Annotated in this window: 15 protein-coding genes; 11 read left to right on the top strand and 4 right to left on the bottom strand. The window is 37.5% G+C overall.

The window, feature by feature from the left end; translation table 11 throughout:
• Positions 1-56: 56 nt before the first annotated feature.
• Entirely contained in the window at positions 57-695 is a 639-nt protein-coding gene (locus KCTC52924_RS00230) for a DUF4337 family protein (protein WP_251808768.1), read from the bottom strand.
• Entirely contained in the window at positions 667-1,272 is a 606-nt protein-coding gene (locus KCTC52924_RS00225) for a non-canonical purine NTP diphosphatase (protein WP_251808769.1), read from the bottom strand. Before KCTC52924_RS00225 ends, KCTC52924_RS00230 begins: the two co-directional genes overlap by 29 nt.
• Positions 1,273-1,372: 100 nt before the next feature.
• Here KCTC52924_RS00225 and KCTC52924_RS00220 point away from each other — a divergent pair, with 100 nt between their 5' ends.
• The 4 genes from KCTC52924_RS00220 to serA all read left to right on the top strand — a co-directional run bounded on the left by KCTC52924_RS00220 (position 1,373) and on the right by serA (position 5,453).
• Positions 1,373-1,825, top strand: a complete 453-nt coding sequence (locus tag KCTC52924_RS00220; protein WP_251808770.1) for an isoprenylcysteine carboxylmethyltransferase family protein — start codon at positions 1,373-1,375, stop codon at positions 1,823-1,825.
• Between the two features lie 112 nt (positions 1,826-1,937).
• Entirely contained in the window at positions 1,938-2,549 is a 612-nt protein-coding gene (locus KCTC52924_RS00215; RefSeq protein WP_251808771.1) for a SatD family protein, read from the top strand.
• On the top strand, positions 2,546-3,247 hold the full coding sequence (locus KCTC52924_RS00210) for a DUF3307 domain-containing protein (RefSeq protein WP_251808772.1): 702 nt from the start codon (positions 2,546-2,548) through the stop codon (positions 3,245-3,247). The genes KCTC52924_RS00215 and KCTC52924_RS00210 overlap by 4 nt, the downstream gene beginning before the upstream one ends.
• 313 nt (positions 3,248-3,560) lie before the next feature.
• Positions 3,561-5,453 carry a phosphoglycerate dehydrogenase gene (serA, locus tag KCTC52924_RS00205; protein WP_251808773.1) on the top strand — a complete coding sequence of 631 codons (1,893 nt, stop codon included), beginning with the start codon at positions 3,561-3,563 and terminating at the stop codon, positions 5,451-5,453.
• 234 nt (positions 5,454-5,687) lie between these two features.
• Here the strand turns inward: serA and rlmH are convergent, their stop codons facing one another.
• Positions 5,688-6,161, bottom strand: a complete 474-nt coding sequence (gene rlmH / locus KCTC52924_RS00200) for a 23S rRNA (pseudouridine(1915)-N(3))-methyltransferase RlmH (RefSeq protein ID WP_251808774.1) — start codon at positions 6,159-6,161, stop codon at positions 5,688-5,690.
• 211 nt (positions 6,162-6,372) lie between these two features.
• Between rlmH and nadC the strand changes: the two genes are divergently transcribed.
• The 4 genes from nadC to priA are packed head-to-tail and all read left to right on the top strand — an operon-like array spanning position 6,373 to position 11,110.
• Positions 6,373-7,230 carry a carboxylating nicotinate-nucleotide diphosphorylase gene (gene nadC / locus KCTC52924_RS00195; RefSeq protein WP_251808775.1) on the top strand — a complete coding sequence of 286 codons (858 nt, stop codon included), beginning with the start codon at positions 6,373-6,375 and terminating at the stop codon, positions 7,228-7,230.
• On the top strand, positions 7,231-8,217 hold the full coding sequence (locus KCTC52924_RS00190) for a YihY/virulence factor BrkB family protein (protein ID WP_251808776.1): 987 nt from the start codon (positions 7,231-7,233) through the stop codon (positions 8,215-8,217).
• A complete protein-coding gene (locus tag KCTC52924_RS00185) occupies positions 8,201-8,641 on the top strand; it encodes a DUF2147 domain-containing protein (protein WP_251808777.1) in 441 nt (146 codons plus the stop codon). Before KCTC52924_RS00190 ends, KCTC52924_RS00185 begins: the two co-directional genes overlap by 17 nt.
• A 12-nt stretch (positions 8,642-8,653) precedes the next feature.
• The gene (gene priA / locus KCTC52924_RS00180; RefSeq protein ID WP_251808778.1) at positions 8,654-11,110 is read left to right on the top strand and encodes a primosomal protein N'; all 2,457 of its coding nucleotides are present in this window, start codon (positions 8,654-8,656) and stop codon (positions 11,108-11,110) included.
• A 5-nt stretch (positions 11,111-11,115) separates the two neighbouring features.
• On the opposite strand, the gene KCTC52924_RS00175 is transcribed toward priA, so the two are convergent.
• Positions 11,116-11,808, bottom strand: coding sequence for a LytTR family DNA-binding domain-containing protein (locus KCTC52924_RS00175; protein WP_251808779.1), 693 nt, complete (start codon positions 11,806-11,808; stop codon positions 11,116-11,118).
• Positions 11,809-12,053: 245 nt separating this feature from the next.
• On the opposite strand from KCTC52924_RS00175, the gene rpsF reads away from it, so the two are divergent.
• The 3 genes from rpsF to rplI are packed head-to-tail and all read left to right on the top strand — an operon-like array spanning position 12,054 to position 13,163.
• Positions 12,054-12,392 (top strand): 30S ribosomal protein S6, encoded by a 339-nt coding sequence (gene rpsF, locus KCTC52924_RS00170; RefSeq protein WP_251808780.1) that lies wholly within the window; start codon positions 12,054-12,056, stop codon positions 12,390-12,392.
• 2 nt (positions 12,393-12,394) lie between these two features.
• Positions 12,395-12,694, top strand: a complete 300-nt coding sequence (gene rpsR / locus KCTC52924_RS00165) for a 30S ribosomal protein S18 (protein WP_251808798.1) — start codon at positions 12,395-12,397, stop codon at positions 12,692-12,694.
• 13 nt (positions 12,695-12,707) lie between these two features.
• Positions 12,708-13,163 (top strand): 50S ribosomal protein L9, encoded by a 456-nt coding sequence (rplI, locus tag KCTC52924_RS00160; RefSeq protein ID WP_251808781.1) that lies wholly within the window; start codon positions 12,708-12,710, stop codon positions 13,161-13,163.
• Positions 13,164-13,245 lie beyond the last annotated feature (82 nt).

The raw sequence follows: 13,245 nt of genomic DNA, 5'->3' as shown, positions 1-13,245 counted from the left end.
AGGTAGTGTTATTTATTTAATTATAATATATTATTTTGCATTCATTTTTTAAGCGGTTATAAACCCAATAGGTAACCATAACTGGCCGCTATAATACCAAGAATACCAAATAAAATTGTTAGACCTATAAAATTTGACTGTAGTTTTTCATTGTTTCGAATCATAATACACACAACGGAAAACACAATACAGATTTGGAATAGCAATTGGCCCAGATCCATCTTTTGCGTGGCCGCATTATATTTTTGGGTCATTGTAATCCATTCCTTTACGCCAATTATCTGACCCATTTCTCCGTCGAGGTCTTGGGCCCAATATTCTCGTGGAATGCTGGAGGAACCCACAAGGAGTTCAGTTTTTTCAGCCTCGTACTTTATGGCCATTGATTTGGTGTGGGCCATGATGTTTTTAAAATTCTGTTGTTTCTCAGGTGGAACTATCCCAATTTCCATAAGGGCTTTTAGGAAGTCCAATTCGCTTTCTTTTAGATTCTGCTTAATGCTTTTGGCCTGATACCAGTTGGAGTAGCTTATCTGTTGGTTTTGAGAACGGGTCATTTGCTCCTCCAGTTTGTTGTTAGTTAGTTCTGTGATGGCCATTAATGCGGCAGAAATTACGATTAATAGTGCTGCTGCGGTTTCTTTGCTTTTAAAAACACCTATATTTTTACTCCTTGTTGCGAGGGGATTGTTCATTGGATTGTTGATTAAAGAAGGCGAGTAATTGTTGTGTAGCCTTAGCTCTATGGCTTATTTGGTTTTTAATGGTCAATGGTAATTGGGCAAAGGTTTGGTCATAGCCCTTAGGGATAAAAACAGGGTCGTATCCAAAACCTTTTTCACCTCTTTTTTCTGTGGCAATCTCACCCTCGACTATGCCTTGGAAAAGGAATTGGCCTTTGTTTAAATTTAACGCGATTACAGTTTTAAAGTGTGCTGACCGGATGGATTGATGCTCTAACTCGGCCAATAATTTATTAATATTGTCGTCTGTGTTTTTTTGATCGCCTGCGTATCTTGCGGAATGTACACCTGGGGCACCATCTAACGCATCAACCAACAAGCCAGTGTCATCAGCAAAACAGGGATATCCGTAATGCTCTGTTACAAAATTGGCCTTAAGGATGGCATTTCCCTCTATATCAGGTTCAGTTTCAGGAATATCCTGGGTGCAACCAATGTCTTCCAAGGAGAGTAGTTTGATTTCCTTTGGAAATAATTTTTGTACCTCTAGTAGTTTATTGCGGTTGTTTGTGGCAAATACCAATTGCATTGAAATAATTTTTATATTGTATTATTGTAGCCTGCGCTATTGTAAGTCATTTCGGTAACTTCAAAAGTAGTAATTTTATTGTGTTAATATTTTTTTAGTTATGAAATTGAAGATGCCACCTCTAATTGTCGCTTTTTTATTTGCCGGGTTAATGTTTGTCTTGGCTAAATATTTACCGGTTGGAAATTTTGATTTTTTTGGAAGGAGTTATCTGATGCTTACACTTTGCCTATTGGCTCTTTTTATCGGCCTCATTTCTTTGGTTCAGTTTTATAGATCACGTACTACCATAAATCCTTCCGCACCCTCCAAGGTTTCAAAATTAGTTACTGGAGGTTTGTATAAATACTCTAGAAATCCTATGTATTTGGCTTTATTGCTACTTCTGTTAGCATGGGGCCTGCATTTGGGGAATGCTTTTAATACTTTACTTGCGGCAGGTTTTGTATATTATATGAATATTTTTCAGATAATTCCTGAAGAAGAAGTGCTCTTTCAAAAATTCACAAAAGAGTATCAAAAATACTGTGTGTTGGTAAGGCGGTGGTTTTAGCACTTTCTTCGGCATTTTTAAATGAAGGGTTATATCGGTATTTAAGCTTATATTTCAATATATTAGTGTTTAAGCTTATATTTTGATATATTAGCCATATAGCTTATAAAAAATGATTGCAATAATAACAGGTGATATCATTGATTCCCAAACGGACGGGGCATCTGACTGGATGGGTATTTTAAAAGAATACCTGAGCAGCAAGGGGAATACGCCAGAAGATTGGGAGATTTATAGGGGCGATGAGTTTCAAATAAAAACCACTCCGGAAAACGCATTGAGAATGGCTATCCAGATTAAGGCTATAATTAAGTTTATAAAGCCTTTGGATGTTAGGATGGGGATAGGCCTGGGGAGCGAAACTTATGTAGGTAGTAGTGTAAGTCAGTCCAATGGGGAGGCGCATCAACGTTCCGGAAGGGTATTTGAGACCTTAAAGGATCAAAAACTAAACCTAGCAATAGTAACAGGAAACGATAAAAAGGATAGGACCTTAAATCTAATATTAAGATTGGCTTTGGACTTTATGGATAACTGGTCCGTAGTTTCATCGGAAATAGTGCGGTTAACCTTGGATAATCCAGCGGATTCCCAGCAGCAGATCGCCGATCGATTGGGGATACAGCAATCTGCGGTAAGTCAACGTCTAAACCGTGCAAGAATGGATTTAGTGCTAGAAATGCTTCGCTATTACGAATCAGTGATAAAGGAACTAAAAGGATGATATTTTTTACGAAACTTTTGTTGGCACATCTAATAGGCGATTTCTTATTGCAGCCCACCCGATGGGTAGTTCACAAGGAGGTGCACAAAATAACTTCCAAATTTTTATACCTTCATATCTCAATCCATTTTGGGGTGACCATGCTATTGCTATGGGACTTAAATCAATGGCAATGGGCCGCATTAATTGCCGTATCGCATTATTTTATTGACCTAGGGAAACTCTACTCTAATCCGCATTTTAAGAATAAGGCTATTCCCTTTTTTGTAGACCAGTTATTGCATATTATTGTGCTCTATAGTTGTGCGTATCACACTAATTTACTGGAACATACCATAGCTTTGGTAAAGGAGTTTGACTGGAATTTGATAACGGCGATCGTATTTATAGGCGCCCCGTCCTCAATTATAATGGCAAAGCTCTTAGGAGGAATGTCGGATCGGATAGAATTAGATCATAAATCCCTGCCCAATGCAGGAAAGTATATTGGCATCATTGAACGTTTGTTTGTGCTGATATTTATTATTTTAGGACGTTGGGAGGCAATAGGATTATTAATAACCGCTAAATCCGTGTTTAGGTTCAACGATCTAAAGGAAAGCAATTCTCGTAAGCTCACAGAGTATATATTGATCGGAACCTTATTGAGCTTTGGGTTGGCCATTATTACGGGAATACTCTACATGTGGGTTAGCTAAGGGTTGCATCCGCTGCAAATTCTTCTAATAATATCTTCAAAAAACCAAGAAACAGCTCCTATTGGCTTTAACGAGCCTAAAATCATGGCTTTAAAAGCCGCCTAAACATCCAGTTTAGGTTTTGTTTAATTAAATTTTAGCTTTATCGCTACTTTATAAACAGTCATTTATGGATTTATCAATATTTACTACTAAAATAAACCATATTCTCACTTCTTATCTACAAAACCTACCGCACACTTAGTTTTCTGGTCAGTTTTAATTGTCAGTCCATATTTATTCCTACTTTTACGGCTTAAATTTTTTAGGCAAAATGGTTGCAGAGAGCAGAAAATATGTGTTCGATTTTGATAGCACACTCACAAGGGTAGAAGCCTTGGATGTTTTGGCAGAAATCACACTGGAAGGTAGAAGTGATAAGGAGGAGATAATTAAGGAAATCCAGAAAATCACCAATCTGGGTATTGATGGCGATATTTCGTTTACAGAATCATTGGAAAAGCGCATCAAATTATTGAACGCCCATAAAAATGATTTGGATAAATTGGTGGAGCTATTGCGCCATAAAATATCTAAATCCATTGAATCCAATAAAGAATTTTTTGAAACCTATTCAGATGATATTTATGTAATCTCATGTGGATTTAAGGAGTTTATAGACCCCATAGTTGAAGCGTATAATATTCCTGCAGATAGGGTGTATGCAAATACCTTTACGTTTGATGAAGATGGTAAAATCATTGGATTTGACGAGGCCAATGTATTGGCTTCCCACAACGGAAAGATTGCCTGCCTTAAAAATCTTGATCTTCAAGGAGAAGTACAGGTTATAGGGGATGGTTATAGCGACTATGTAATGCGCGAGGCAGGTATTGCGGATAAATTTTTTGCTTATACCGAAAATGTGCATAGAGAAAAGGCTGCGAAGAACGCAGATTATATTACACCGAATTTAGATGAATTTTTATTTGTGAATAAATTGCCTAGAAAGATATCTTACCCTAAGAATAGAATTAAGATCTTATTATTGGAAAACGTGCATTCAAATGCCTTTGAAACCCTCTCGGAAGAAGGGTTTTCCGTAGAACTCCTAAAACACAGTCTTACTGAGGATGAGCTTATAGAGAAAATAAAGGACGTACACGTTTTGGGGATACGTTCCAAGACACAGGTTACTGCAAAAGTTTTGGAAGCTGCCGAAAAATTGATGACAGTAGGTGCATTTTGTATTGGTACCACCCAAATAGATTTGGAAGCCTGCAAGAAAAAAGGGGTGGCAGTTTTTAATGCGCCTTATAGCAATACCAGATCGGTGGTAGAACTTGCCATTGGAGAGATTATAATGTTGATGAGGAGTATTTTCCCCCGTAGTACGGAAATACATGGTGGACAATGGAATAAAACAGCGGCCAACTCTAAAGAGGTGCGCGGTAAAAACCTTGGAATCATAGGATATGGTAATATCGGGAAACAACTTTCTGTTTTGGCAGAAGGTCTTGGTATGCGGGTCTATTATTATGACGTTGGGGATCAATTGGCATTAGGGAACGCCATAAAATGCAGTTCTTTAGAAGATCTTTTGAATGTCTCCGACGTGGTTACCCTTCATATAGATGATAACAAGGCCAATCATAATTATATTGGAGAGCGAGAAATAAACCAAATGAAAGACGGGGCGCTTTTTGTCAACCTGTCTAGAGGTTTTGTAGTAGATATCAGTGCTTTGGCAACTGCGCTAAAAAGTGGAAAGATCGCTGGTGCGGCCATAGATGTTTTTCCTGAAGAACCAAGGAGTAACGGTGAATTTTATACCGAGTTGAAAGGCTTGGAGAATGTAATTCTAACGCCGCATATTGGCGGAAGTACCGAAGAGGCTCAGCGGGATATTGCAGAATTTGTACCCAATAAGATAATGGATTACATAAATTCAGGAAATACGGTAGACGCCGTAAATTTCCCAAATATTAGGTTGCCAAAACAAAATAATTCACATCGCTTTTTACACATCCATAAAAATGTTCCAGGAGTAATGGCTAAGATCAACGAGGTTTTGGCACGTTTTGATATGAATATATCAGGTCAGTACCTCTCTACCGATAACGAAGTAGGGTATGTGATCACCGATCTGGATAAAAAGTACAATAAAGATGTTATTAAGGCCTTGAAAAAGATAGACAATACTATTAAATTCAGAGTGTTGTATTAATCGAGCTAAAATTTAACCACACCTAAAGGAATTATATTTCCTATCCTATAAAGAAACCCCCGGATACGATGTCCCGGGGTTTTCTTTTAATTGCCTCTAAGCTGCTAAATTAGGACAGCTAAACGTCCATGATTAATTCTGAATAGGTGAGAAATCAGATTCGGTTGCAAGAGCGTACGTAATCTTTATGTGATTACCTTTTGTAGGAGGTAAACTTTCCAATATAGGAAACAGCTATTGATGATGATAGGGTTCGTTTTTTAGGATGGTAAAGGCCCTGTAAAGCTGTTCTACCACAAATAATCGCACCATTTGGTGAGAGAAAGTCATTTTGGATAAACTGAGCATGCCTTGGGATTTTTGGTATACCGCATCACTAAAACCATAAGGTCCACCAATTACCAGAACCAGCTGCTTTATCCCTGAATTCATTTTTTTTTGTAGGTATTGGGAAAATTCTACGGAGGTTTTTTGTTTGCCGTTTTCGTCCAATAAAATTAAAATATCAGTAGGGTTTAATCTATTTAATATTGCTTCCCCCTCTTTCTCCTTTTGTTGTTTTTCGGAAAGATTTTTAGTGTTTTTTATATCGGGAACAATATCCAATTCAAACCTAATATAATGTTTTAATCGTTGTTGGTATTCCTCTATTAATTTAATCAATGGAGCGCTGTCCGTTTTTCCCAGTACTAGTAACTTTATGGTCATAAGGCAAAAATAAGCTGCAATTTTTATTTTCCAAGAAAAAAGGAAATTAATGATGTGTTCTCCTACTTAGGTCGATTAAATTTAACTAAGCGGTAAAGGTGTGTCATAAATAATGTACCCTTAAAAGATGTAGGTAACTATAGGTCTTTGGTCCTCATAAACCGTTCTCAACCCAAACATTTTATTAATTTAGCATGAAAATTTGTATATAATGATTTCAGAAGAACAATTTAGTACAGAATTGGACCTGATTATAAAAAATGCCGTTCGGGAAGATGTTGGTGATGGAGATCATAGCTCCTTGGCATGTATTCCATCCAATGCACAGGGAAAGGCCAAATTGTTGGTTAAGGATAAGGGGATTATTGCTGGGGTAGAATTTGCCCAAAAAGTATTTCACTATATAGACCACAGCTTGGAAATAGAAGTGCTTATTAAGGATGGGGCTCCAGTAGAATATGGAGATATTGTATTTTATGTTTCGGGAAATTCGCAAAGTATCTTAAAAGCAGAACGATTGGTTCTCAATGCAATGCAACGAATGAGCGCTATCGCAACTAAAACCAATTATTTTACAAACCTACTTAAAGGGACCAAGACTAAAATTTTGGATACCAGAAAAACTACACCTGGGATTAGGGCTTTAGAAAAGTGGGCGGTAAAAATAGGGGGTGGTGAAAATCATAGGTTTGCTTTATACGATATGATTATGTTAAAGGATAATCATATCGATTTTGCGGGTGGTATTACTAAGGCTATTGAAAAGACCCATAAATACCTTGCCAATAACAATAGGGATTTAAAGATTATAGTAGAAGCCAGAAATATGGCTGAGGTTAGAGAAATATTGGAATCTAAAGGTGTTTATCGCATATTGCTCGATAATTTCAGTCTAGAGGACACCAAAAAGGCAGTAAAACTAATTGGGAAAACTTGCCTAACGGAGTCGTCTGGGGGAATCAATGAGCAAACCATTGCCAAATATGCAGAATGTGGTGTAAACTATATCTCCTCTGGGGCGCTAACCCATTCGGTTTACAATATGGACCTAAGTCTTAAAGCCGTATAAATGTCTGCAGAGATAGAGGATAAGTTAGAAAAAATACCGATTCTTAATTTAGCGTTAAAATTGCTACAAAAAATTAAGTTACCGGGTTTTGAAGGCTTGTCATCTTACGATCTTATAGAAATGTATGTAATGGGTATAATAAGGGGTACCTTGTCTACCAGGGCCAGTGCTATTGCGTTTAGCTTGTTCCTCGCCTTGTTCCCACTTTTAATCTTTTTGCTGACATTATTGCCCTTTATTATTCCATACGTAGCACTAGACAATTCTAATTTTGATGCTGAATTTCTGGAATTTTTGGAATCTTTTCTTCCCACCGCTACTGGGGAATACTTTGGTGAGATTTATGTACAGATAAAATCCCAAGAAAGGGGAGATCTATTATCATCGGCCATTGCGTTTGTCACCTCCATATTTTTAATGGCCAATGGAGTGAACGCTATTTTTGGGGGGTTCGAAAATTCATATCATGTAAGTCTTAATCGAAGCATCCTAAGACAGTATATAACTGCCTTGGCAGTAGGGTTGTTTTTATCGATCGTGCTTTTGGTGGGAGCGGTGGTCTTTGTTTATTTTGAAGCTTATATTTTGGGTGGGCTACATGAAATAATTCATGGGAAAAATGCCTTGCACGTAGATGAAAATGATTTTGTTTTGGTGCAGTGGAGCAAGTTTGTATTTTTGGGAATGCTCTTTTATTTTATAATCGCAACCTTATACTATTTTGGGACGAAAGAGGGCAAACAAGCTAAATTTTTCTCTGCAGGTGCAACGATGACCACACTGCTCTTTATACTGACCTCCTATTTATTTGGAGTGTATGTGGAAAAGTTTGCCAGATATAACGAATTGTACGGCGCTTTAGGTGGTTTGTTGATATTATTGGTTTTTATTTGGTTAAATTCAAATTTATTACTGCTTGGGTTCGAATTGAACGCCTCGTTAAATTCATTGCGAAAAAAATATAAAAAACATGGGAATAAAGAATAAGTGGATAATTGGATTGGTTTTTGTGCTTTTTTCCATGCCCACGCAGGCGCAAAGTGTTTTTGGAAAATGGAAGACCATAGATGATAGGACAGGAAATCCCAAAGCCATAATCAATATTTATAAAGAAGATGGTATGATGCACGGTCTGGTTGAAGAGATTTTGGAGCCAGGAAAAGAAGATGCGGTTTGCCATAAATGTGAAGGGGAAAAAAAGAATCAACCTGTTTTGGGAATGAAGATTATTGAAGATTTAGAACATAGTGGCGAAGGGGTATGGAAAGGGAAATATTTGTTCGATCCAGAACAAGCAATGACTTTTAAATGTAAGATATGGCTAAATCCAAACAATCCGAATGAATTAAAGGTGAGAGGCTACTTGGCCTTTATTTTCCGTACCCAAACATGGATCCGCGCAGAGGGATAGAAGCTTATGGGTATGCCTTATTTTATCAATGTTATTTTGCCAATTCCACTGGAAAAACAATTTACCTACAGTATTTCCAATGCAGAGGCGGACCTATTAAAACCAGGTATGAGGGTGGCGGTTCCCTTTGGGAAGTCCAAAATCTATACGGGCTTGGTGGTCACTGTACATCAAACTCCACCCACGGTTTACGAGGCTAAGGAAATTGATCAAATTTTAGACGATACCCCCCTTGTTACCGCAATTCAATTACAATTTTGGGAATGGTTGGCACAATACTATATGTGTACGGTAGGAGAAGTTTTTCGCGCTGCCGTTCCCGGTGCACTTCTGCTAGAAAGCGAAACCTTGATTCTTAGGAACCAGAAAGCGATAATCGATGAAAACGAGCTAAAGGATGAAGAGTATCTGGTTTTCGAAGCACTACAACACCAACCTATCCTTAGGGTACGAGAAATTAGTGATATTCTAGATAAAAAGAATGTCATTCCCATCTTGAATCGCTTGTTGCTTAAAGATATTATTTTCCTTAAGGAGGAGGTTTATGAGCAATACAAGCCTAAACTGGTACGGTATGTACAACTAGGAAAAGATCACCGTTCCGAAGAAAATTTGGAAGCATTGTTGACTTCATTGTCAAGGGCTCCCAAACAGAGTCAGGTGGTACTTTCGCTCTTCCAATTACAAGCAGCAACCAAGAAGCCGGTAAAGGTAAGTGATCTGGAGAAGTCGAGTAATACTTCCAGTGCCATAATAAAAACACTGATCGATAAAGGAATTTTGGAAGAGCAATTTGTTAGGACAGATCGGGTAGTGTTTGAGGGAGGTGAGGATTATGAGGCTTTAAAATCCTTAAACGAATATCAACAAAGTGCATTGGGAGAGATAAACAATGCCTTTTCAATGGGGAAGGTCACACTTTTACATGGCGTTACATCTTCGGGGAAAACGGAAGTTTATGTAAAACTAATTGAGGATTTTATTGCGAAGGGAAAACAGGCACTCTATTTGCTCCCGGAAATTGCACTTACCACACAATTAATTTCTAGATTACAAGCTTACTTTGGTAATAAAGTGGCGGTTTACCATTCCAAATACACGGTACAGGAGCGGGTAGAGGTGTGGAACAATGTTCTGGGAAGTAAACCAAAAGCACAAATAGTGATAGGGGCTCGGTCAGCATTGTTCCTGCCCTTTCAAAACCTGGGGCTTATTATTGTGGATGAGGAACACGAGAGTTCTTTTAAGCAATACGATCCGGCTCCAAGGTACCATGCAAGGGATGCGGCCATTGTGTTGGGGAATTTACACGGAAGTAAAGTGCTTTTGGGATCGGCAACCCCTAGTGTGGAAAGTTATTATAACGTAAAGACTTCCAAATATGGGTATGCCCAGATTCTAAGACGTTATGGTGACGTGCTTATGCCCGATATAGAGTTGGTAGATATCCGTGAGCAATCCCGTAAAAAAAGAATGAAGGGGCATTTCTCAGAAAGGCTTATGGAGGAAATTTCAGAAACTCTGGAGAATGGGGAGCAGGTGATTCTTTTTCAGAATAGGCGGGGTTATGCCCCAATTATGGAATGTACCAGCTGTGGCCATACCCCACAATGCCCAAATTGTGACGTTAGTTTAACGTATCACCAATTGCGCAAACAGCTACGGTGCCATTATTGTAGTCATCATATTGCACTGCAAACTAGTTGTCAGGCTTGTGGTAGTGCTACTTTAGATACCAAAGGCTTTGGGACCGAACAAGTAGAGCAAGAGTTGCAAACCCTTTTTCCAAAGGCTAAGGTAGGCCGTATGGACTTGGATACCACTAGGGGTAAATATGGATATGAAAAAATAATTACCGCCTTTGAGCAACAAGAGATCGATATTCTTGTTGGGACTCAGATGCTGACCAAGGGGCTCGACTTTAGAAATGTGAATTTGGTTGGGATCATGAATGCGGATACCTTATTGAATTTCCCAGATTATAGGGCACACGAGAGAAGTTTTCAGTTGTTGACCCAGGTTGCGGGGAGGGCAGGGCGTACCCAAAAAAGGGGCAAGGTCATTATTCAAAGTTACAACCCCGAACATAGGATTTTACAACAGGTTACCACTAATGATTATATAGAAATGTTTAACGAGCAACTTTATGAGCGGGAGCAATTTAAATACCCTCCGAACAATAAAATAATCAAGATTACCTTTAAACATAAGGATTACAACAAATTGAATGAAGCCACGGACTGGTTTGCAAAATCGTTGAAAATTGGTTTTGGCAAAATGGTATTAGGACCAGAATATCCTCCTGTGGCTAGAATAAGGAACCAATATCTTAAAAATATTCTCTTGAAAATTGGGAAGGATCACTCCTTAGTGAAAACAAAAAATAACATTAAAAAGATTGAAAAATCCTTTAATGCTATTTCTTATTACAGAGGAGTTCGCATCATCTACAACGTAGACCACATATAATTAAATCAAAAATTATTGAGTGCTTCCGCTAATTCTGTTTTTTTATTTCTGCTTAGAGGTATTTGTTTTCCACTTACTTCTACATTTTTACTGTTAAACTTCTCTACCTTTTCCAAATTGACGATATAGGATTTGTGAATCCTTAAAAACTTTTCTGCTGGCAATTGTTTTTCAAAAGATTTCATGGTAGATAAAATTACGATATTGGCTTCATCGGTAACCAACTTAATATAGTCGCCCAAGGCCTCTATCCACTTTATCTCGTTAAGGATAACCTTTCGTTTTTTGAGATTGCTTTTAACGAAAATATGTTCTTCGTCTTCTGTAACCTTATTGATCTGCTCATATTTTGCCATAGCTCTTTTAACAGAAGCATCAAAACGGGTTAGCGTTATGGGTTTGTGGAGATAATCTGTTACGTCGTATTCAAACGCTTTAAGAGCATAGTCGGGCTTACCAGTAATTAAAATTACCTGCGGGCTATTATCCAAGGATTCCAATAAATCGAACCCAGTGATAATCGGCATTTCAACATCTAAGAAGATTAAATCGATTTCGTTGTTTTTAATGCCATTCTTAGCTTCAATTGCATTACTATATTCGGCTACCAAAGCTAGATTTGGATGGTTATTAACCAATTTCGCAACTGCCATCCTTTGCATGGACGAATCGTCCACTATTATACTTTTTAATTTCATAAATGGTTGATTTAAGGTGTTAAATCATCGACAAATTACATAAAAATCCAGCTGTTGTACTATGAAAGTTGTGAAAATTGCTATAATTGTTGTGTAAATGGTCGAACTAAAGGTTATTATGGTTATTATCTGGGTTGAAATGCTATTCAATTGGGTTTGTTCTCTACTATAACGAAGATTTATTGATTTTCTTGTGAATGGAAGAAAAAATAATTACTTTTGCACACTTAAAAAAATTTAATTATATGAACAATTACGAAACTGTTTTCATTTTAAATCCCGTTCTGTCTGATACCCAGGTAGAGGAAACAGTTAAGAAATTCGAGGATTTCTTAATTAACAGAGGAGCCAAAATGGTGGCCAAAGAAAACTGGGGCCTAAAGAAATTGGCCTATCCAATCCAACACAAGAAAAGTGGTTTTTACCATTTGTTCGAGTTTACCGTGGAGGGCGAGGTGTTATTGCCTTTTGAACTAGAATTTAGAAGGGATGAGCGTATTATGCGTTTCCTAACTGTAAAACTAGACAAGCATGCTGTTTCATGGGCAGAGAGAAGAAGAACAAAGTTAAAAGCTAAAGCGTAAGGATTATGGCATCAATAGAACAACAAGCTAAAGGAAAAAAAGATGGGGAGATCAGATATCTTACCCCACTTAATATAGAGACCAATACTCAAAAGAAATATTGTCGATTTAAAAAGGCAGGAATTAAATATGTGGATTATAAAGATCCAGATTATTTGTTCAAGCTGGTAAATGAGCAAGGGAAATTACTTCCAAGAAGACTTACGGGTACTTCCTTGAAATATCAACGTAAAGTGGCCGTAGCGGTTAAGAGAGCACGTCATTTAGCTTTAATGCCATATGTTGGCGATTTATTAAAATAAAAAGAAAACGACGATGGAACTTATATTAAAGGAAGACATACAAAACTTAGGTTTTAAAGATGACGTGGTAAACGTTAAGAATGGCTTTGGTAGAAACTACCTTATCCCACGTGGATTGGCTGCTATGGCTACTCCATCTGCTAAGAAAGTATTGGCGGAAAATTTAAAACAAAGAGCTCATAAGGAAAAGAAAGTTGTTGATGCAGCCAATAAAACTGCGGAGACTTTAAGACAGTTAGAAATTAAGTTAACTGCAAAAACTGGAGCTGGAGATAAATTATTTGGATCTATATCCAATATAGACCTAGCTGCGGCCTTGGAAAAAGAAGGACATTCAATTGATAAGAAATATATATCAATTTTAGGTGGTGTGATTAAAAGAACCGGCCCTTACAATGCCCAAATTAGATTGCATAGAGATGTGATCGTGGACTTTCCATTTGAGGTAATTGCGGAAGTAAAAGGATAGTATGTTTTAAACATCTTAATTAAAGGCCACATTTATGTGGCCTTTTTTTGTTATTTTTAGTAGGACTCAACTATAAAAATAA

It is taken from the genome of Arenibacter antarcticus (genome assembly GCF_041320605.1).
GTDB classification, from domain to species: Bacteria; Bacteroidota; Bacteroidia; order Flavobacteriales; family Flavobacteriaceae; genus Arenibacter; species Arenibacter antarcticus.
The sequence above is the reverse complement of the archived record's forward strand: the minus strand, read 5'-3'. Positions and strand labels throughout refer to the sequence as shown.